Here is a 22,067-nt window from a genome sequence, read left to right as displayed (position 1 = left end):
TTATGGCTAAATCATCAAAAAATATTCAACCCGCACTAAAATTCAATATAAAATATGCACCTGCGCCGGAAAGTGTAAGTGCTGCCTCTATTAACGAGCAATATAATTTGTTCATTAATGGCAAATTTGAAAAACCATTAAGCAAAAAATATTTCGATACTATCAATCCTGCTACGGAACAAAAAATTGCTTCAGTAGCTGAAGCAGGTACTGCCGATGTTGATAAAGCTGTTAAGGCTGCACGGGCTGCCTATAATGGACATTGGGGCAAAATGCCTGCCAAAGAAAGGGCTAAATATATTTTCCGAATTGCCAGAATGATTCAAGAGCGTGCTCGTGAATTTGCAATTATTGAAAGTTTAGATGGCGGAAAGCCTATTCGCGAATCACGTGATATTGATATTCCTCTTGCAGCCAATCATTTCTTTTATTATGCCGGTTGGGCTGATAAACTGAATTATGCCTTCCCTAACAGAAATGTGTCACCGTTAGGCGTTGCAGGCCAAATTATTCCTTGGAATTTTCCTTTATTAATGGCTGCATGGAAAATTGCACCGGCATTGGCTTGTGGTAATACGGTTGTGTTAAAACCGGCAGAAACTACACCATTAACTGCTTTAAAATTGGCAGAATTAATTCAAGATTGCGATTTGCCGCCAGGTGTTGTAAACATTATTACGGGTGCCGGTGAAACAGGCGCAGCACTTGTTAATCATCCCGACATTGATAAAATTGCTTTCACCGGCAGTACAGAAGTGGGTAAAATTATTCAACGTGCTACTGCTAACACTCATAAAAAATTAACGCTTGAACTTGGCGGTAAAGCAGCTAATATTATTTTTGAAGATGCACCCATTGATCAGGCTGTAGAAGGAATTATAAACGGTATTTATTTTAATCAGGGCCACGTATGTTGTGCCGGTTCCCGTTTGTTTGTTCAGGAATCTGTTTACAAAGAGGTACTTCAGAAACTGAAAGACAGAATTGCTACTTTAATAGTTGGAAATCCATTAGATAAGAATACTGATGTTGGTGCCATTAATTCCAAGCAACAATTACAAACCATTCAAAAATACATTGCCATTGGGAAGAAGGAAGGTGCCGAAATGTTTGAAAGCAGTTGTGCTTTACCTAATAAAGGTTTTTTCTGCAGGCCTACTTTATTTACCAATGTTGCACAAAGCAGTCGTATTGCACAGGAAGAAATTTTTGGCCCGGTATTAGCCATTCAAACATTTAGAACGGATGATGAAGTAATTGAAAAAGCCAATAATACACCATATGGTTTAAGTGCAGGAGTATGGACCAACAAGGGCTCACGAATATTTAATATTACAACGCGGTTACGTGCTGGTGTGGTATGGGCAAATACGTACAACAAGTTCGATCCGGTTTCACCATTTGGCGGATACAAGGAAAGCGGCTTTGGACGTGAAGGTGGTTTACATGGATTAAATGCTTATGTTAAGTAACGTAATGGCGCTTGTGTATCAAAGTAAAATTATCTGAATCTTCAATTTGAAAATATGACTGAAAGAATTGATGTACTAAAAACTTATAAACTTTACATTGGCGGACAATTTCCAAGAACAGAGTCCGGACGGTATTATGCCGTAAAAAACGCCAATGGAAAATTGATTGCTAACATGTGTTTGGCCTCTCGGAAAGATTTTCGCGATGCTGTTGTTGCTGCACGAAGTGCCTTTAGCGGCTGGTCAGGGAAATCAGCTTTTAATCGTTCGCAAATACTATACCGTATAGCTGAGATGATGGAGAGTAGAAGAACCCAGTTAATTGATGAATTACTTTTATTAGGATATAAATCTGTTGATGCCAACAATGAAGTTAGTGCAGCCATTGACCGTATGGTATATTATGCGGGCTGGTGCGATAAATATCAGCAGGTTTTTAGTTCAGTTAATCCGGTAGCATCGCCTCACTTTAATTTTTCTGTGCCGGAACCAACCGGAGTGGTGGCTATAGTTGCTTCACAGCAATCGGCTTTAATTGGTTTAGTTTCAGCCATAGCGCCCGTAATTGCAGGCGGCAATACCTGTGTGGTATTGGCGGCAGAACAGTTGCCTTTATCTGCCATTAGTTTCGCAGAAATTATTCATTCATCTGATGTGCCTGCAGGTGTAGTGAATATTTTAACCGGAAAAGTTAGCGAGCTGCTAAAATATTTTGCCGATCACATGGATGTGAATGCAGTTGTAACCTATCAATTAACAAATCAGGAAATGCAGCTAGTGAAAGAAAAATCGGCTTTAAATGTAAAACGTGTTGTTGAATACAATGCAATAAGTTGGTTAGACGACACTGCACAATCGCCTTATTTTATAACCGATGTACAGGAAATAAAAACAACTTGGCATCCTATTGAAACGGTGGCTGCCGGCAAATCGGGATATTAATACGTGTATATGATTAGAGTATTGTTAATAGCTATTTTTATTATTGCCGCCACGCAAGTATATGCTAATTCTGCGGATACGATTATTGTGTATAAAGATGCTCGGATGGACACCTTGGTGGCTAAGCAGGCAGCAATGAATAAACGCTTAATGTTGAAAGCAACTGGTGGATTGGTGAAAGGTTATCGCATTCAAGTATTAAGCACCAGTAGTCGCGATGAAGCTTTTAAAATAAAATCTGAACTATTGTCTAAATTCCCTCAACAAAAATCATACGTTCTTTTTCAAAGCCCTTATTTTAAAGTGCGTATCGGCAATTTTTTAAAACGGGAAGATGCGGAAGTATTACGAACGCAATTAAATAATACATTCCCATTCAGCGTTTATGTAGTAGATGATATGGTGGAATACACAGCTACGGGTGCTATTAATTAAAAGATATTAAACTGTCATTATGCTTTTGTCAGCCATTCAACAAAAGGCTAAGTTATATGCCAACGAATTTATTGAAGTGCGCCACTGGTTACATGCACACCCTGAATTAAGTTATCAGGAATTTGAAACTTCTAAATTCATTCAATCAAAACTAACGGAGTGGGGTATATCATTTCAAGTAAAAGCAGGTACAGGCATTGTTGGTACAATTGAAGGAATTGAACCTGCATCTCGTATAATGGCTTTGCGTGCCGATATGGATGCTTTGCCCATTCAAGAGGAAAATACCGTTAGCTATCGCTCAACTAATGATGGTGTAATGCATGCCTGTGGGCACGATGTGCATACCACTTGCTTGTTGGGGGCAGTTAAAATATTAAATGAGTTGAAGCATGCGTGGAAAGGTACCGTGAAATTTATTTTTCAACCCGGTGAAGAAAGAAATCCCGGTGGAGCTAGTTTATTAATTAAAGAAGGCGCATTAGAAAATCCTAAACCACAAGGTATTATTGGCTTACATGTACATCCGGGTTTGCCAATAGGAAAACTAAGTTTTAGAAAAGGACGCGTTATGGCAAGTGCCGATGAAATTTATATTACCATAAAAAGTAAAGGTGGACATGCTGCTGCACCACATTTAACTGTTGATACTATTTTGGTAGCAGCTCATATTATTACTGCTTTGCAACAAATTATTTCTCGCAACAATAACCCTTTGTCGCCATCGGTGTTGTCAATTTGTTCTATACAGGGCGGGCATACCACTAATGTAATTCCCAGCGAGGTTAAATTAATGGGAACATTTAGAGCAATGGATGAGCAATGGCGATTTAAAGCCCATACATTAATTGAACAAATGGTTAATGGTATGGCTAAAAGTATGGGGGCAGAAGTGCAATTGCATATTGATATTGGTTACCCAACTGTTGATAACGATGCTGAATTGACGGAGAATGCATGGCAATTAGCTAATCAATATATGGGTGAAAATAATATTGAAGAAACAGAAGTAAGAATGGGCGCTGAAGACTTTGGATATTACACACAGGTGATACCCGGATGTTTTTTTAGGTTGGGTGTAATGAATACGGAAAAAGGAATTACTTCAGGGGTTCACACGCCCACTTTTAATATTGATGAAGCAGCCATAGAAACGGGAATGGGTATGATGGCTTGGCTGGGAGCAAGTGCTTCCTTATAATTCCAATATTGATGGTGAAAATTTTTAATTAAAAAACAACGCAAATTTGCAAATCTACTATACTTTTCAACAAAAAAATCAGGTGATTTCACGGAATTTTTGTAAAGTGTAAACCCATACCTTGCAGTATAAATTGATGTAATATTCTAATTTGCTGCTGAGTATGGCCTTAATTGTGATTGCTGAAGACAATGTAAATTTTTTAGATAAAACTACCGGTTGGGTATTACGGGAACCAGGAATGCAGTTGTTGTATTTTGCTCGTAACGGTATGGATTTACTGAAGGAAATAATTACCCACAAAGAGTTACCTGATGTAATATTAATGGATATTGAAATGCCATTGATAGATGGTATTGAAGCTACCAGTTTTATAAAAGATCAATTTCCCCAAATTCGAATTATAGGATTAACCTCGCATAGTACTGAAGGAATGGCCATACATGCTATTACAGCCGGTATGGATGGTTTTGTTGCAAAAGCCTTGTTGGAAAATATTTTGGCCGAAGCCATTGAGAAAGTGCTAAAAGGAGATATTTTTATTGACTATAGGCTTGACTTTGACATTGAGCACATTCTGGCAACCGTTAAAAAACGGAAAGAAAAAATTATTGCTTTTCGGAATGCATTACCCACACTTAACCCCAAAGAAATGGCATTCATAATTTTAGCTGCCACTTCGTTAAAGTATAAACAAGTAGCCGATTTAATGAACCTGAGCGAAAAATCGGTACATGGCTATTTTGAAGCAGTGTCCAATAAATTAAAACTTACCAGCCGTCAGCATTTAACTTTATTTGCCCATCAGCATGGCTTAACACATATGGCCGATTACACGCAAAATTTTTAGCGCTTATTACAATCATGGTTATTTCTGTATTTTAGTTGTACTTTGCATGCGGCTAAAACAATGTTTTTAGGGTAACGGCATTGTTGCCTACTGCCCCGAACCCTGAAGTGAGTGACACAACAGGCGATGCCCAAAGTTGTATTAGCCGGCAACAAAAAAATGCAGCCATGGATATTAAAAAGTTAAAGCGAGAAGAGGCATTGGAATACCATGCCAAAGGACGTCCGGGAAAAATTGAAGTAATACCTACCAAAGAAGCAAAAACACAGCGCGACTTATCGTTAGCCTATAGCCCCGGTGTTGCAGAGCCTTGCAAGGCTATTAAAGAAAATCCTGAAAATATTTACAAATACACAACAAAAGGCAATTTGGTTGCCGTTATTTCAAACGGAACGGCAGTGTTAGGTTTGGGCGATATTGGCCCCGAAGCCAGCAAGCCTGTAATGGAAGGGAAAGGGGTTTTGTTTAAAATTTTTGCGGATATTGATGTGTTTGATATTGAAATTAATGAAAAGGATCCGGAAAAATTTGTGGCTATTGTAAAAAGTTTAGAGCCAACATTTGGCGGTATTAATTTGGAAGATATTAAAGCACCGGAATGTTTTTACATTGAAGAACAACTGCGTAAACAACTTAGAATTCCGATTATGCATGATGACCAGCATGGCACTGCAATTATTAGCAGCGCAGCTTTGCTGAATGCATTAGATATTCAAAAAAAGAAAATTGAAAAAGCAAAATTTGTTGTAAATGGTGCAGGTGCCGCAGCCATGGCTTGTGTACGATTGTACATTGAGTTAGGGGCGAAGTATGAAAACTTTATTATGTTTGATAAAGATGGAGTGTTACACAAAGGCCGTACCGACTTAGATGATTTAAAAAAGAAATTTGCAGTTGATAAACCCGACTGGGATTTGGCAAAAGCAATGAAAGATGCTGATGTGTTTTTAGGCTTAAGTGTAGGTAATGTTGTATCTAAAGAAATGATTAAAAGCATGGCTAAGAATCCTATAGTATTTGCCATGGCTAATCCCGACCCGGAAATAAGTTATGAAGATGCAATTGCCGTTAGGAAAGATATTATTATGGCTACCGGCAGAAGCGATTATCCGAATATGGTAAATAACGTATTGGGATTTCCGTACATTTTTAGGGGCGCATTAGATGTACGTGCTACTCAAATTAATGAAGCCATGAAATTGGCCGCAGTGAAGGCATTGGCCGAATTGGCCCGTAAACCGGTGCCTGATGTTGTAAACTTAGCTTACAACCTTAAAAACTTAACTTACGGTCCTGATTATATTATTCCCAAACCCGTTGATCCTCGATTATTATCAACTGTTGCACCTGCCGTAGCCAAAGCCGCTATTGAAACAGGTGTGGCGCAACGTACTATTGATAACTGGGATGAATATGTTTTGGAATTGAATAAACGGTTAGGCTTAGATAATCAATTAATGCGCATTATTAGCAGTAAAGCCCGCCGTGCACCAAAGCGCATTGTGTTTGCAGAAGCAGATAATTTAAAAATTATTAAAGCTGCCAGTATTGTTTATGATGAAGGAATAGGATATCCTATATTATTAGGTGTTGAAGAAGACATTAAACGAATAGCTGAGGAAAACAGTATTGATATTTCTGATTTGCCCATTATTGATCCACGAAGCGATGCTTATGCCGATAAGCGTGAATTTTATGGACAAATATTTTTCCAGAAACGACAACGTAAAGGCTTTAACCGTTATGAGAGTTTTAAACGCATGAAAGACAGGAACCATTTTGGTTGTATGATGGTTGAAACGGGAGATGCTGATGCTATGATTTCGGGGCTAACCCGCAACTATGCCGATGCAATTAAACCTGCTTTACAAATTATTGGTACCGATGAAGGTGTAAAAAATATTGCAGGCATGTATTTACTGCTTACCAAACGTGGTCCTTTATTTTTGGCAGATACTACAATTAATTTTAATCCTTCTGCCGAAGAATTAGCTGATATTACATTAATGGTAGCCCGTGAGGTGCGCACATTTAACTTAACCCCTCGCATTGCAATGCTTAGCTATAGTAACTTTGGTAGCAGTAATTCATATGAGGCAAAGTTGGTTGCCGAAGCCGTACAAATTGTAAAACAACGAAACCCTTCATTAATTATTGATGGAGAAATGCAAGCCAGCTTGGCTTTTAATAACGAAATTTTAAAAGATAATTATCCATTCAGTGATTTGGTTGATCAGGATGTAAATGTACTTATCTTCCCTAATCTCACTTCCGGTAATATTGCTTATAATTTATTGAAAGAGTTAGGTGGTGCGGATGCCATTGGGCCCATTTTGTTAGGGCTAAAGAAACCGGTGCATGTGTTACAATTGGGAAGCAGTGTACGTAGTATTGTAAATATGGCATTAATTGCCGTTGTTGATGCACAAATGAAATGTAAATTGGATACTGAAGCTGAAATTCAAAAAACCAAATGGTGGAAAAAACGCCGTTTGAAAAAGAATTAATATTTTTAATAAGTTTTTTTACAAACTAACTATACACAAACGAAAACGAATGTCATTTTTCTCGCATCTAGGCGCTTTTTTATTGTTGTTGAAGGGCATGTTTACCAAGCCCGAAAACTGGAAAATGTATTGGAAGGAACTAATGAACCAATGTGTTGATATTGGTGTTGGCGCCTTGCCAATTGTTGTGATAATTTCTTTGTTCTTAGGTGCGGTAACCACTGTACAAACAGCCTATCAATTGGTTAGCCCATTAGTGCCACAGGCAACCATTGCACAAATTGTTCGTGATAGTATGATTTTGGAACTTTCACCCACCGTTGTTTGTATTGTTTTGGCGGGAGTAGTTGGTAGTAAAATTGCAAGTGAATTGGGTAATATGCGCATTAGCGAACAAATTGATGCCATAGAAATTATGGGTATCAATACAAAAAGTTATTTATTGTTCCCTAAAATTTTAGCAGCATTAATAGTTGTTCCAGCATTAATAGTTATTTCTGCTGTGTTAGGAATATGGGGTGGAAGGGAAGCCGGCAGTTTAACCGGCATTATATCATATGATATTTATGATGTTGGTTTACGGCAAAATTTAAATCTTTACAACATACAATTTGCTTTATACAAATCATACACCTTTGCTTTTATTATTAGCAGTGTTCCTGCTTATTTTGGTTACTTTGTAAAGGGTGGTGCATTAGAAATTGGAAAGGCTAGTACCCGTGCCGTAGTTACCAGTTGTATTTTGATTTTGTTTGCCGATTATGCATTAGCTGCTTTATTGCTTTAATGTTATTTTGTTTGGGTTACCGGCTACAATTTGTTAAATTGTAGTTTATTCAGTTTGCACATATGAAAGTACAATCATTCCAATCCTTTCAAAAGGTTGTTAGTAACCCATTCCTATATCAATTTTTTTTATTAAAAAATCTGCCCATGGCATTTTGGGCAGGTTTACGTGTAAAGCAATTAACAACCAACGAGGCAGTTATTGGTGTAAAGTATCGTTATTTAAATAAAAATCCATTTCGTTCCATATATTTTGCTGTGCTGAGTATGGCAGCAGAGTTAAGCACCGGTATTTTAGCTTTTGCACACATTGCCGATAAACAAGCTAACGTAAGCATGTTGGTGGTGGGGTTAAATGCCCAATTTCTGAAAAAAGCTACCGGTGCTATTCATTTTAAATGTACTAACGGTGATGACATTGCTGCAGCTATTCAACAAACCATTAATACAGGTGAAGGTGTTAGCATTATCTGCCGATCAGTTGGTGTAAATGAACATCATGAAATTGTTGCCAATTTTGAATTTAACTGGAGTTTTAAAAGAAAATAAACCGGTATTTGAAAGTTGAATATGAATTTGTATTAACTTTAAAAACAAACATTTAATAATTTATTTTTAATTTGAATATGAAAATTACATTTCACGGTGCTGCCAGAATGGTTACCGGCACAAAACATTTAGTAACCTTAGATAATGGAAGAAAAATATTGTTAGATTGTGGTATGTTTCAAGGGTTGGGTAAAGAAACTGAACAATTAAATATGCAATTTGGTTTTGTACCCTCTGAAATTGATTATTTAATTTTATCGCATGCACATATTGATCACTGTGGTTTAATACCAAAGTTGGTGAAAGAAGGTTTTCAGGGTAAAATATTTTCAACACCTGCAACTCGCGAATTGAGTGATGTTTTATTACAAGATTCTGCAGAAATTCAACGCGATGATACGAAATTCATTAATAAAAAAAGAGCCAAGCAAGGGCTTCCTCCTTATGAACCTTTATACGATTTATCGGATGCAGAAAAAGCTTTTGATTATTTTAATTTGGCCGAATATGGTGTATGGACAACTATTGAGCCGGGCATTGAATTTATGTTCACCGATACTGGGCATATTATTGGTAGTGCAGCCATACATTTACGTATTACTGAAAATGGCCAAACAAAGCAAATAACTTTCAGTGGTGATGTGGGTAGATATAATGATGTTATTTTACGATCCCCACAAACATTTCCGCAATCTGATTACATTATTTTAGAGAGTACCTATGGTAATAAGCTACATGATGATGTACATAGTGTTCCGGATACTTTATTAAAATGGATTGAACATACTTGTGTAGAAAAAAAAGGAAAATTAATTATACCTGCATTTAGTGTAGGTCGTACACAGGAATTATTGTATGCTTTAAATCAACTTTCTTTAGAAAGAAGATTGCCTAAAGTGGCTGTTTATGTGGATAGTCCCTTAAGCAGAGAAGCTACACAAGTGGTTAAGTCATATCCGCAATACTTTAATAGCAGAATTAGAAAGGTTATGGAACAAGATAGTGATCCATTTGATTTTCCCGGTCTCACTTTTATTAAAACTGTCGATGAAAGTAAAGCATTGAATTTTAAAACAGAACCTTGTGTTATTATTTCTGCAAGTGGAATGGCAGATGCAGGCAGGGTAAAACATCATATATTGAATAATATAGGCGATAGTAAAAATACCATTTTAATGGTAGGCTATTGCGAGCCGCATACCCTTGGCGGACGTTTATTGGCAGGTGCAAAAGAGGTAAAAATATTTGCGGATTATTATAAAGTTGTAGCAGAAATCGGTGAAATGCATAGTATGAGTGCACATGGTGATTATGACGATTTATTGCAGTTTGTAGCTTGCCAACAAAAAGATTTGGTGCGTATATTATTTTTAGTACATGGGGAATATGATGTTCAACAAGATTTTCGCAGTAGATTATTGCGAAAAGGATTTAAAGAAGTAGTAATTCCTGAACTTCATTCAGAGCATTTATTGGATTAGTGGTATTGAAAGGGAAGCGTTTTCATAAATTATCCATTCCACGAACAAAAAAGTTCGACGATAATAATCAACTATGCTAAAGCAATCCACTATACAATTGTTACGCTTCCCTTTTTCTTTTTTTTTAATGCCGGTATTTTGGTTTGCTTTATTGTTTGTAAAAACAATACATTGGGAAAATGTATTGCAGCTTTTTATTATTATTCATGTATTATTATATCCTGCCAGTAATGCCTATAATAGTTACATGGATAAGGATACAGAAAGTATTGGCGGGGTAGCTAAACCAATGTTGCCCACTAAGCAACTATTTTATGTTTCCTTCATAATGGATGTGTTAGCGGTTTTATGGGCATTTTGGTTAAGTACAACTGTTGGCATAGGTATTTGCATATACGTATGTTTTTCTCGGCTATATAGTTACAGAGGAATTCGACTAAAAAAATTTCCAATTATTGGCTTTCTCACAGTGGTATTTAATCAAGGTGGGTTAATTTTTTTTACTGTTTATGTTGCCGCAACCGGTGAATCAATTGTTACATTCCCTATAATGGGTGCTGTTATTTCTATTTTATTAATTGGTGGTTTTTATCCAATTACACAAGTGTATCAACATGAAGCCGACAAGGCAGATGGGGTAACTACCATATCCATGTTATTGGGGGTGAGAGGAACATTTTTGTTTTGTATGTTCATGTACATGCTGGCATTTTTATGCATGGCATACTATTTTATAAGTATTGGTGCTGCCTATGTATTTATTGTTATTCAATTATTCTTTTTACCGGTATTGGTTAACTTTTTTTACTGGTTGTATTGCGTATGGAAAGATTCAGCACAGGCAAACTTTAAACAAACAATGCGAATGAATTGGATTGCTGCTATATTTACTAATGTAGCTTTTATTTTTATACTTATACTGCAACAATTTGGCTAATATTATATCCATAGGAACAGCGGTGCCAAAATATTGTCATCAGCAAATCAATATTCTGCATTTTATGCAGGATATGTATGCTTTAAACCAATCACAAAAACGAATCTTAGCCTATTTATACCGTCAAAGTGGCATTCGTCAACGCTACTCCGTTTTATCAGACTTTTCGGATCATGAACTAAATAATAGACAATTGTTTTTTGAAGGGAATGAGAATCCTACCGTAGCTAAACGTATGGAAGTTTATCAGTCCTTGGCGCCACAATTGGCTTTTTCTGCTGTTCAACATTGTTTAGAAGGGGTAGCAGTATCTTCTGAAATTACGCATCTTATTACGGTAAGTTGTACAGGTATGTGTGCACCCGGTATTGATTTGCAATTGGTTGAAATGCTTCAAATGTCTAAAAGCATTTTTAGAACCTCTGTTAATTTTATGGGATGTTATGCAGCCATTCATGCACTAAAAATGGCTAATTATATTTGTAATGCCGAACCCAATGCTTTGGTTGCAATAGTTGCTGTTGAATTATGTACAATACATTTTCAACCCAAATTTTCGGACGATAATGCAACAAGTAGCATGTTGTTTGCTGATGGTGCCGCTGCTGTATTGGTTTCTAATCAAATTCTCCAAAATAATTCCAAAGCAGTAATACAATTGAATAATTTTTATTCTTCAATTGAAAATAAAGGCAAAAATGATATGGCCTGGCAAATTGGTAACAATGGTTTTGAGATGACTTTGAGCAGTTTTATTCCAACAATTATAGAAAGTGATATTGATGTATTAGTTGCCACTGCGTTAGAAAAAAATAAACTTTCAACGCCAGATATTGTACACTGGTGTATTCATCCCGGCGGAAGAAAAATTATTGACGTAATTGAACAAAAATTACAATTGCCGCCGTGTAAAACAATCCCTTCCCGATATGTTTTAGAAAACTATGGCAATATGTCTTCGCCAAGTATATTATTTGTGTTAAATGAAATTATGAAGCAAAAGCCATTGCATGAGGAATCCGTTTTTGGAATAGCATTTGGCCCCGGTTTAACAATGGAAACCTTTACTGCTACTTTAATATGAATTTGCAAAATCGATCATATCAACCTGAATTATTAGATGGGGAGAATATCCCTTTTGAGGAAATCAAAATAAACATGCAGGAATTGAATGTGATTAATACTTGGTTAGGCGGCCATAAAATTACATTGAATGGATTTAAAAAATTAGTAGGTAATAGGAAATCAGTTACTGTTTGTGAAATAGGTTGTGGTGGAGGTGATAATTTAAAAGCTATTGCTACTTTTTGTATTCAACATAATATTACAATCAGCATAGTAGGTATTGATAAAAACGAAAATTGTATTGAAGTTGCTAAAGCATTATTTGACAGCAGGATGAATACGAATTGGATAGTAGCAGATTTTGCAACTGTTCATTTTAAACAAAAACCCGATATTATATTTTCAAGTTTGTTCTGCCATCATTTCACCGAAAAAGAAATTTGTTTTCAATTAAAATGGATGAAAGAAAATTGCGAGTTAGGTTTTTTTATAAATGATTTGCATAGAAATGGTTTCGCATACTATTCAATTTTATTCCTCACTAAAATCTTTTCAAAATCATATTTAGTAAAGCACGATGCAGCTTTAAGCGTAGCAAAAGGATGGCGAAAAACGGAGTGGATTTCTTTATTGGAATTTGCTGATATTCAACATTATACTATTTCTTGGAAATGGGCATTTCGATATTTAATCTTGGTACAACATGCAAAGAGAAATTAATTTTGATATAATTGTTGCAGGTGGTGGCTTGGGTGGTTTAACTTTTGCCATTCAATGTGCAAATGCCGGTTACAATGTTGCTGTTTTTGAAAAAGAGGAATATCCATTTCATAAAGTTTGCGGTGAATATGTGAGTAATGAAAGCAAATCTTTTTTAATTGAATTAGGATTGCCATTAAACTCATGGCAATTACCTGAAATTCAACAATTGCTGGTAACAGATATCAAAGGCAATGCCTATCCGTTTCAATTAGATTTAGGGGGCTTTGGTATAAGCAGGTTTAAGTTAGATGATGAATTATATAAACTTGCCATTGAAAAAAATGTACAAGTATTTGCAGGAACAAAAGTGATGAACATCAACTTTTTGCAAGATTTTTTTGCGGTAGTTACCACCAAGGGAAATTTTTCATCAAGAGTTGTTATAGGCAGTTTTGGTAAACGAAGCAATATAGATGTTCAGTTGAAAAGAATTAACGAAGAAAGAAAATTTTCATCCTGTAATAATTTTATTGGCATTAAATATCACATTAAATATCACTTTCCCAATAATTTGATAGCACTGCATAATTTCAAAAATGGCTATTGCGGTATTTCCATGATTGAAGATGAAAAATGTTGCTTGTGTTATCTTACTACAATGCGTAACTTGAAGGAAAATGAAAACAGTATTGAGGCAATGCAAGAAAGGGTTTTGTATCAAAATCCCGCTTTAAAAAAAATTTTTAGTGAGGCAGAATTTTTATACGCAAAACCCGAGGCTATTGCACAGGTATCTTTTGCACCCAAAACGCAAATACAAAATCATGTTTTAATGGTTGGTGATGCTGCGGGTTTAATTACCCCTTTATGTGGTAATGGAATGAGTATGGCAATGCATTCCGGCAAATTAGCTTTTACTGTGGTTGACAAGTTTTTGAAAGGTATGATTAATAGGCTTGAAATGGAACGACAATACAGGATTGATTGGGAACACCATTTCAAAACTCGATTATGGTATGGAAGAAAAGTACAATCATTAATGGGTGCAGATTGGCTCACTTCTCTTTCTTTAGGAGTAATGCGCCGCTTACCTTTCTTAGCCAGGCATATCATCGCTGCTACACATGGCCAACCATTTTAGTTTTGCTTTGTTGAATAGATATAAGGCTAAAATGCATATATGATAAGAATTAGTTTGTTGGTAAGTTGTTTCATGCTTTTTATGCAGGTAAATGCTCAAATTTTTCATCCCGATGATGCAGCTTCCCACATTCGTTTTACCATTAAAAACTTTGGCATTAATACTTCGGGAACGCTAAAGGGATTACAAGGTGAAATGATTATTAACGAACAAGACTGTACCAAAGACTATTTTAATGTAACGGTTGAAGCGGCCACTGTAAATACAGGGATCAATGCACGAGATCAGCATTTGCGTGCAAGTGATTATTTTGATGTGGAAAAGTTCCCAGAACTGCATTTCATATCTACTAATGTATATAAAAACTTGACAGATGGAATGTGTTGGGTTACCGGAAAATTAACTATAAAAGGTGTTTCTAAAACAATTAATTTCCCATTTAAAGTTGAGGCTACGTCAATAGGATATCGTTTGCAAGGTCAGTTTACCATTAATCGTTTAGATTTTGGTGTTGGTTCTTCAAGTTGGGTTTTGGCTAATACGGTATTAGTACAATTAAATGTAATGGCGGTTAAATGACGCAATACATTTTTTAAATAAACATTTTTGTACCAAAGTCTGTATAAGTTTCCCTAAACTCCTTAGGTGTACATTGTTTTCTTTTTTTAAAGGCGCGATTAAAATTACTCATGTTGTTATAGCCACATTTATCTGCTATTTCATTTATGCTTAAATTGGTTTCAATTAATAATCTTGCAGCATGGCCAATTCTAATTTCGTTTAAAGTATCAATAAAAGTTTGGCCTGTTCTGTTTTTAAAAAATCGGCTGAATGAAACTTCTGTCATTGCGGCTATATTGGCAATGTCAGCAAGATTGATTGGTTGGTGAAAATGATTATTCAAATACTCCATCACTGCTTCCAAGCGTGAATTACCATAATTATTTGTTTTTATTTTATGAAGGTTGTTATTAGACGCTAGAAGTCGATAATTTTTGGAAGTTGATAGTTGGTGCAAAATGGTAAACAATTCTAAAACTGATTCAAAACCTTGTTTTTGTGGCAGTTTTAATAACAAAGGTTTTACTGCTGAAGCAGTTTGTTTGGAAAATAATATGCCACGTGATGAAAGTTGTAAAAGGTTTTTAATATAGCTGAGTTGATTACGTTTTAGCAAATTGTCATCAAATAAATCGGGATGAAATTGAATTGTTATTTCAGTAATTTCTTTACTGGTACATTGATGATTGAACCAGCCGTGTTGCAAATTAGAACCAATTAGTACTAGCTCAAGATTATCCGTTTCACCCATATGATCACCTATTACTCTTCTTGCTTTAGGTGCATTCATGATAAAATTTAACTCAATTTCTTCGTGGTAGTGTAAAGGATAATCAACGGATTGCTTTTCCCTTGCAAAAATGGTGAAGCAATCATTCTGGGTTAATGGAATAATTTCTTTTAGAATTTTAGTCGGATTATGCATGTAACCGATTTAAATTTTCCTTAGACAACTTGACTTTTAAAACGCTGCATCCGGCATAAAATTATTCATTTTAGGCTAAAAAAGTATTGTTTTAAAATATTCTTGATATATGTCAAATCAAGGTTATTACAGTACTTTCAAAATCAACCCGCTAAAAATTGTTAAATATTTTTCATAAATGGATAAAAAAGTATTAAAACATGCAATCGGTTGCATTTAATTTTGGCAAAACGAATTGCTATATGAAAAAAACGAAGCTGCTTTCATTTTTTTGCGTAGTAATGTGCCTACTGTTGGGTAATGTGGTACATGCGCAAACACGGAAAATTTCCGGAACTGTTGCCGATGATAAAGGTGCCATGTTAGATGGCGTTACGGTAATGGTAAAAGACTCAAAAGTTAGAACTACAACCAATGCCAATGGGGTATTTTCTATTAATGTTCCCAACGATAAACACGTATTGGTATTTTCTTATGTTGGTTTAAAAACGCAAGAAGTGAATATTAATGGAAAAGATAATATTCATGTTGTCCTTAAACCATCTTCTTCTGATTTAAATGATGTTGTGGTAATTGGTTATGGTACACAACGGAAACAAGATGTTAATGGTGCTATTTCTACAGTTAGTTCAAAACAAATTGCAGATATACCACAACCATCTGTCGATCAAATGTTACAAGGTCGTGCCAGTGGTGTTACTGTAACGCAAAACTCTGGTCAACCAGGTGCAGCTGTTTCAGTTCGCATTCGTGGTATTACTTCATTTAGTGGCTCAGAACCATTGTATGTTATAGATGGTGTGGCTATTGATGGAAATGCCCCTTCTCAGGCATCTTCAAACGATAAAACATTAGGCGGATTATCGCCCAGCGAGCAAGAACAAAAGCCCAGTGTGTTGGCAAGTATTAATCCGAATGATATTGAATCCATTGATATTTTAAAAGATGCTTCCGCCACTGCTATTTATGGAAGTAGAGGTGCGAATGGTGTAGTTATTATTACAACCAAAAAAGGTAAATATGGCGAAGCGCATTTGAATTATGATGCCTACTATGGTTTTCAAGAGCAAGGCAAATTTTTAAAAATGATGAATTTGCCGCAATATGCCAAGTTCGAGAATACGTTGGCCGATTTATACGGTTTAACCAGGCGAGTGGATTTTGCAGATCCGAGCAAGTTAGGGCCGGGTACGAATTGGCAAAATGCTATTTTCAGAAGAGCACCTTTGATGAGCCATACATTATCTACTTCAGGTTCAAATGGAAAAACGGATTACTATATTTCCGGTGGTTATTTTCAGCAAAAGGGTACCGTTATTGGCTCTGATTTTAATAGATATGCATTTCATACAACCATCAATTCACAAGTAAAAGATTGGTTAAAAATGGGTACCAGCATTACTGCTAATCAAAACAAAGCCAATATAGGTTTAGGCAATTCATATGGAATTATTTATAATGCATTGCTTCAGGCACCGGATGTTTCAGTTTACAACGCCGATGGTAGCTTTTCCGGTCCTGCAGTAGTGAATGGTATAATACAAGGTGGCCAAAACCCGGTACAGCAAGCATTAAGCATAACCAATTATTTAATTCGCAGTAATATACAAGGTAGGGTGTATGGCGATATTAAATTTAATAAAGACTTTACACTACACTCTGAGGTTAACGGAAGTTTTAATTGGGGACAGGCAAAAATATTTCGTCCCACTTATTCATACGGTGCAACAGGAAGTGCCCCTGCATTTGTAAACACACAAGCCGTATTATTAGAAAATAACAATTTTGATCATTATTGGAGTTGGTTGGAACATTTGAATTATACGCACACTTTTGGTACCAAACATTTTGTACAGGCATTGTTTGGTCACGAAGTATGGGAATCAGCTTATGATGGAATTGTTGCAAGTACCAAAGGGTTTACTGCAGGAAATGCGGTACAAACTTTAAATCTGGGTACGCAATCATCTAATACTTTAGATGAGCCAAAAGGAAGTACATCAATGGAGTCATGGTTACTAAGGATAATTTATACATTCAATAATAAGTATAGTATTACCGCAACCAATCGTCGCGACCAGTCATCCAACTTTGCACCGGGGCATCAAATTGGCTTTTTCCCGGGTGTTGCTGCATCATGGCGTTTATCTGATGAACCCTTTATGCGTAAAGCCAGTAACTTGTTTACCAACGTAAAAATTCGTTTGGGTTATGGTACTACCGGTAATTCTAATACCAATGGCCAATACCGTTATGGCTCAGCTATTACCCCTGTAGTAACCGGCTTAGGAACAGGATTTAGTTTTGCCAACTTCAGCAATCCTAACTTAACTTGGGAAACAGCCATACAAAGTAATGCGGGTATTGATTTCAGCATTTTACATAATAGAGTAGATGCAACGTTTGATGTGTACAAAAAAACCTCTAAAAACTTTTTGTTCCAACAACCTTTGCCAGCCTTCTTAGGCGGTGGTACAGCTGAATACTCAAGTGCAGCTGTAGTACAACCACCATGGGTTAATGCCGGTGAAATTCAAAACACAGGTTTTGAATTCAGCATTACCAGCAGAAATATTATTAAGAAAAATTTTACTTGGACTACTAATGTTATTTTCTCACATTACAATAACAAAGTGGTTTCCTTAAATGGATTTCCTGCCTTAATTGGTAATGTTTCAACCGGATTCGGTCCACTAATTCCGGCAACTTATACACAAGTGGGTGGTCCTATAGGTGAATTTTATGGATACAAAGTATTGGGAATTATTAAAACACAAGATCAATTAAATTATTTGGCGCAACACCCGCAAAATGTTATTGGCCAACCTCAACAAATTAGTAGCGACCGTTCGCAAACCAATACTATTTATTTAGGTGACATTTTATATGATGGGAATGATGGTAAAGGAGGCCCTAATAAGCAATATCCTTTAGGTAGTCCTAATCCTGATTTCACTTATAGTATTACCAACAATTTTACTTATAAAGATTTTGATTTATCTATATTTTTAGTGGGTTCGCAAGGAGGTAAAATATTGAACGCAGTATCCTTCCAAACTATGGGTATGTACAGCCTATACATGAATCAAAGAGCTGATGTAGCTAATTTCTGGACACCCAATAATCCAAATTCAAACATACCGGCTCCTCGTTCAGGTTTTGGTAATAATAATTTGGTAATGTCCGATCGCTTTTTGGAAGATGCTTCTTACTTACGTATCCAAAACGTAAGAATAGGATATACCTTGCCTCAACAATGGGCTAGTAAAGTAAAAATGGCAAGATTAAAAGCATACATCAGTGGTCAAAATTTATTTGTTATAACTAAATATAGCGGATTAGACCCTGAAATAGGTTCATTAAACCAAAACCCCATTTTGCAAAATATAGATTATGGCCGGTATCCAACACCTCGTACTATTACGTTTGGTGTTAATGCCGAGTTCTAATTCAATCACAATTAAGCAATGAATAATATGAAAAATAAATATTTATTTCATTTAATACTTGTTCTAGGGCTATTCGTAACAAGTTGTAAAAAAGATTTTTTTAATCGTCCACCTGAAAACGCATCAACCGTAGGAACTTACTACCAAACTACCGATCAGGTGCAATCAAGTACTAACATTTTATATGCAGCACCCTGGTTTGGTTTTAATGGTAAAGCGTTTTTAGCTATTGGCGATTTACAAGCCGGTAATGCCATTTGCTATGCAGGTACCGATGGGGCATTTGATGCATTTGGTGCATTTGGTGCCAGTAATGCTACACAAACAGTAATGAGTGCCTGGAATTCATTGTACACTGTTGTTGCGCAAGCAAATGCATTGATAAACAATTTGCCAAATGCGGTTCCACCCTCTGTTCCTTCAGCCGTTGTAAACAATGCATTAGGTGAGGCTCGCTTAATGAGGGCTGCCGCTTATTTTTATTTAACTCGCTTATTTGGTAATGTGCCTATCATTACCGACCCATCGCCTTATGTAGGAAGTTTTTCAACTGTACGGACCAATCCGGTTACCGATGTATATAAATTTATTACAATGGACTTGCAATTCGCTGAAGCAAATTGCAGACCCGGAGTTGCTTCTACCGGACATGTTTCCAGTGCATCGGCTTCAGGCTTGTTGGCCAAAGTTTATTTGTATCAACAGAAATATGATAGTGCATTAATTGAAGTACAAAAAGTAATTAATAGTGGCGAATTTGGATTAGTTGGATTAGATGTGCCGGGCAGCTATACACAAATGTTTGAATTGGCAGGCAATAATAATAAAGAATCAATGATTGCATTGCAATGGACATCTAATGGCGGTTATGGTTTTGGAAATCAAATTCAATCAGTAATTGCACCCAATACCAATATTACAGGAACAGGTGATGGATGGGGTGAGTTAGGACCTAGTCTCGATTTGCAAAATGCATTTAAAAATGCGGGTGATTCAATACGACGACATGGATGTATCATGATTGATGGTGATTATTATCCCGAAATACAAAAGAAAATCGGTGGTTATTATGTGCACAGAATAGATATGGGTATGGGCGCTGTAAATGCGCAGGGTTCTGGTGCCGGTATGAAAAAGTACGTAGTAGGTACCCCTGATGATAATGGCGGATTAAGTGCTTTTCAAGCTACTTCAAATAATACTTACTTGTTGCGCTATGCCGATGTATTATTAATTGGTGCTGAAGCAATTTTAGGAAAATCTGCCGGTGTACAACCCGGACAAGGTATTGATACCAACGCTGTATCAACCGATGCAGTAGCTTTAGGATATTTAAATAAAGTACGTCAAAGAGCCGGTTTACCTGCACTTACCAGCTTTACCTATAAACAATTATTGAATGAAAGAAGATTAGAATTTGCCATAGAAGGCGATTATTGGTACGATTTACAAAGAATTGATGGGTTCAATAATCCGCACCATCCTGTGGCTATTGCCATGATAAATGCACAGGATAGACGTACTGTAAATGTGGATGGTAATACCGGACAAATTACAAGTTATAATCCCGGTAGAAGTTTTACCCTAACAGATGCCAATTTTATATTGCCTTATCCTGCTACAGAAACGGCGGCTAATCCATCTTTATTAATGCCACCGGTGCCCTATAAATTTTAAACTTTTAGAAAATAGCATATGAAAACAAAAAAAATATATATTCAAAAATCTCATATTGCTTTTGCAGGTTTAATGTTATTAATGTTTTCGTTAATTGTTTCCTGCAGAAAATATGATAGCTTGGGGTTTACTCCCGGAACAGGTAAACCAACCATAACTTCAGTACATACCTGGAGTAAAACGGACACCACCACTACTTATGATACGATAATAAGTTATGATGCATCAGGTAATGTTATTAAAACACCTGTTGCACGTACCAACAAAGTTGGTCCATTTGATTCTGTAACCACAGCAGGTAACTTGGGGAATTATTACATAATTTATGGTACCAATTTGGGTAGTGCTGTTTCAGTAACCTTTAACGGCTATACCGCTTATTTCAATAGAGCTTTGATGACTGACCAATCTATTATAGTACAGGTGCCTTCTAAAACTCCATATTTACCACCATTAGCTAATGATAGTTTAGTTGTAACAACATTGTATGGCAAGGCTGCTTATAAATTTACCATTTTAGCGCCCCCACCAACACCCTCCGGGTACTCTAATTATGATTTTTATGCAGGCTCACAAATTACCCTAAGTGGTGTAGGATTTGCTGCAGTTACCGGTGTAACGTTTGGCGATGTGAATGGTAATACCGCTAACGTTACCATTGTAAATCAGAATGATTCGATAATGACTTTGCAGTTTCCTTCCACCTCAATTATTCGCGGTTTTTTAACTTTTACCTATAACTCGGGTGGAACTTCTAAAACTTTAACGGATAAGCAGGAACTAATTGATATAGATAATACTTATCAAATTTTTACAGATGATTTTCAAAATGGCTGGTCTGACGGTTCTTGGGCTTCTCCTTCCGGTAAATCAACAAATGCTGCTAAAACCGGTAACGCTTCATTCATTGCTTCCTATCCTGCCGGAGGTTGGAAAATAGAAGGTTTCTCCAATTGGTGGCCAAGCTTGCCCTATGACCCATCATATACCTACTTAGTATTTTGGGTTAAAGGGGGTACCGTTACCCATACTTTAAATATTGAAACCAATACATCTTCAGCAGGTTATGGGCAAAATTCCATCAACCCAATTACCGTTCCACCCAATGTTTGGACTTATTTTAAAATTCCTTTAAACTCTATTGACTTCTGGAAGCCGGGAACAACTTTACAACAGTTAGGATTTTTCTTAAAAGGACAAAATGGCGATGTAGATGAAACGTATTATTTTGATGATGTAATGTTGGTGAAATAGCTGTATTCAATTTTTCTAATAATAACTTGAAGCGAACCGATTTATAAAAAAAATCGGTTCGCTATTCATTTCAATTGAAATAGTTTAGTTGATGAAATAACGAAATTTGAATTGAAAACTTTACTTAAAATTA

The 22,067-nt window shown here is 36.2% G+C and carries 18 protein-coding genes; 17 read left to right on the top strand and 1 reads right to left on the bottom strand.

The genetic code is table 11. From position 1 onward, the window contains the following. Positions 1 to 2: 2 nt before the first annotated feature. From LX80_RS06925 to LX80_RS06860, 14 genes are all read left to right on the top strand, one after another. A complete protein-coding gene (locus LX80_RS06925) occupies positions 3 to 1,472 on the top strand; it encodes an aldehyde dehydrogenase family protein (protein ID WP_111294581.1) in 1,470 nt (489 codons plus the stop codon). Between the two features lie 54 nt (positions 1,473 to 1,526). Further along, positions 1,527 to 2,414 carry an aldehyde dehydrogenase family protein gene (locus tag LX80_RS06920; protein WP_111294579.1) on the top strand — a complete coding sequence of 296 codons (888 nt, stop codon included), beginning with the start codon at positions 1,527 to 1,529 and terminating at the stop codon, positions 2,412 to 2,414. A 9-nt stretch (positions 2,415 to 2,423) separates the two neighbouring features. Beyond that, positions 2,424 to 2,849: an SPOR domain-containing protein gene (locus LX80_RS06915; RefSeq protein WP_111294577.1), complete on the top strand. Its 426-nt coding sequence runs from the start codon at positions 2,424 to 2,426 to the stop codon at positions 2,847 to 2,849. 19 nt (positions 2,850 to 2,868) lie between these two features. Then, positions 2,869 to 4,050: a M20 metallopeptidase family protein gene (locus LX80_RS06910; protein WP_111294575.1), complete on the top strand. Its 1,182-nt coding sequence runs from the start codon at positions 2,869 to 2,871 to the stop codon at positions 4,048 to 4,050. A gap of 163 nt (positions 4,051 to 4,213) precedes the next feature. Next, on the top strand, positions 4,214 to 4,900 hold the full coding sequence (locus LX80_RS06905; protein WP_111294573.1) for a response regulator transcription factor: 687 nt from the start codon (positions 4,214 to 4,216) through the stop codon (positions 4,898 to 4,900). A 107-nt stretch (positions 4,901 to 5,007) separates the two neighbouring features. Next, positions 5,008 to 7,407, top strand: a complete 2,400-nt coding sequence (locus LX80_RS14680; protein WP_317046464.1) for an NADP-dependent malic enzyme — start codon at positions 5,008 to 5,010, stop codon at positions 7,405 to 7,407. A 49-nt stretch (positions 7,408 to 7,456) separates the two neighbouring features. Next, the gene (locus LX80_RS06895) at positions 7,457 to 8,194 is read left to right on the top strand and encodes an MlaE family ABC transporter permease (protein ID WP_111294571.1); all 738 of its coding nucleotides are present in this window, start codon (positions 7,457 to 7,459) and stop codon (positions 8,192 to 8,194) included. Between the two features lie 146 nt (positions 8,195 to 8,340). Continuing rightward, positions 8,341 to 8,742, top strand: a complete 402-nt coding sequence (locus LX80_RS06890) for a DUF4442 domain-containing protein (protein WP_211307716.1) — start codon at positions 8,341 to 8,343, stop codon at positions 8,740 to 8,742. A 77-nt stretch (positions 8,743 to 8,819) separates the two neighbouring features. Beyond that, positions 8,820 to 10,223: an MBL fold metallo-hydrolase gene (locus LX80_RS06885; protein ID WP_111294567.1), complete on the top strand. Its 1,404-nt coding sequence runs from the start codon at positions 8,820 to 8,822 to the stop codon at positions 10,221 to 10,223. A gap of 73 nt (positions 10,224 to 10,296) precedes the next feature. Further along, positions 10,297 to 11,160 carry a UbiA family prenyltransferase gene (locus LX80_RS06880; protein WP_245898009.1) on the top strand — a complete coding sequence of 288 codons (864 nt, stop codon included), beginning with the start codon at positions 10,297 to 10,299 and terminating at the stop codon, positions 11,158 to 11,160. A gap of 22 nt (positions 11,161 to 11,182) precedes the next feature. Continuing rightward, a complete protein-coding gene (locus LX80_RS06875; RefSeq protein WP_245898011.1) occupies positions 11,183 to 12,244 on the top strand; it encodes a type III polyketide synthase in 1,062 nt (353 codons plus the stop codon). Then, positions 12,241 to 12,945, top strand: coding sequence for a methyltransferase domain-containing protein (locus LX80_RS06870; protein WP_111294562.1), 705 nt, complete (start codon positions 12,241 to 12,243; stop codon positions 12,943 to 12,945). Before LX80_RS06875 ends, LX80_RS06870 begins: the two co-directional genes overlap by 4 nt. Continuing rightward, positions 12,929 to 14,068, top strand: a complete 1,140-nt coding sequence (locus LX80_RS06865; RefSeq protein ID WP_111294560.1) for an NAD(P)/FAD-dependent oxidoreductase — start codon at positions 12,929 to 12,931, stop codon at positions 14,066 to 14,068. The genes LX80_RS06870 and LX80_RS06865 overlap by 17 nt, the downstream gene beginning before the upstream one ends. 39 nt (positions 14,069 to 14,107) lie before the next feature. After that, positions 14,108 to 14,647, top strand: coding sequence for a YceI family protein (locus LX80_RS06860; RefSeq protein ID WP_111294558.1), 540 nt, complete (start codon positions 14,108 to 14,110; stop codon positions 14,645 to 14,647). A gap of 13 nt (positions 14,648 to 14,660) precedes the next feature. Here LX80_RS06860 and LX80_RS06855 read toward each other — a convergent pair whose 3' ends face one another. Beyond that, positions 14,661 to 15,554, bottom strand: coding sequence for a helix-turn-helix domain-containing protein (locus tag LX80_RS06855; RefSeq protein WP_111294556.1), 894 nt, complete (start codon positions 15,552 to 15,554; stop codon positions 14,661 to 14,663). A 242-nt stretch (positions 15,555 to 15,796) separates the two neighbouring features. Here LX80_RS06855 and LX80_RS06850 point away from each other — a divergent pair, with 242 nt between their 5' ends. The 3 genes from LX80_RS06850 to LX80_RS06840 are packed head-to-tail and all read left to right on the top strand — an operon-like array spanning position 15,797 to position 21,934. Further along, positions 15,797 to 19,003 carry a SusC/RagA family TonB-linked outer membrane protein gene (locus LX80_RS06850; RefSeq protein ID WP_170120397.1) on the top strand — a complete coding sequence of 1,069 codons (3,207 nt, stop codon included), beginning with the start codon at positions 15,797 to 15,799 and terminating at the stop codon, positions 19,001 to 19,003. Between the two features lie 27 nt (positions 19,004 to 19,030). Continuing rightward, on the top strand, positions 19,031 to 20,680 hold the full coding sequence (locus LX80_RS06845; protein ID WP_170120396.1) for a RagB/SusD family nutrient uptake outer membrane protein: 1,650 nt from the start codon (positions 19,031 to 19,033) through the stop codon (positions 20,678 to 20,680). Positions 20,681 to 20,698: 18 nt separating this feature from the next. Further along, positions 20,699 to 21,934, top strand: a complete 1,236-nt coding sequence (locus LX80_RS06840; protein WP_111294550.1) for a hypothetical protein — start codon at positions 20,699 to 20,701, stop codon at positions 21,932 to 21,934. The last annotated feature ends 133 nt before the right edge of the window (positions 21,935 to 22,067 follow it).

The organism is Hydrotalea sandarakina (assembly GCF_003254115.1).
GTDB classification, from domain to species: domain Bacteria; phylum Bacteroidota; class Bacteroidia; order Chitinophagales; family Chitinophagaceae; genus Hydrotalea; species Hydrotalea sandarakina.
This window is presented reverse-complemented; position numbering and strand designations above follow the sequence as displayed.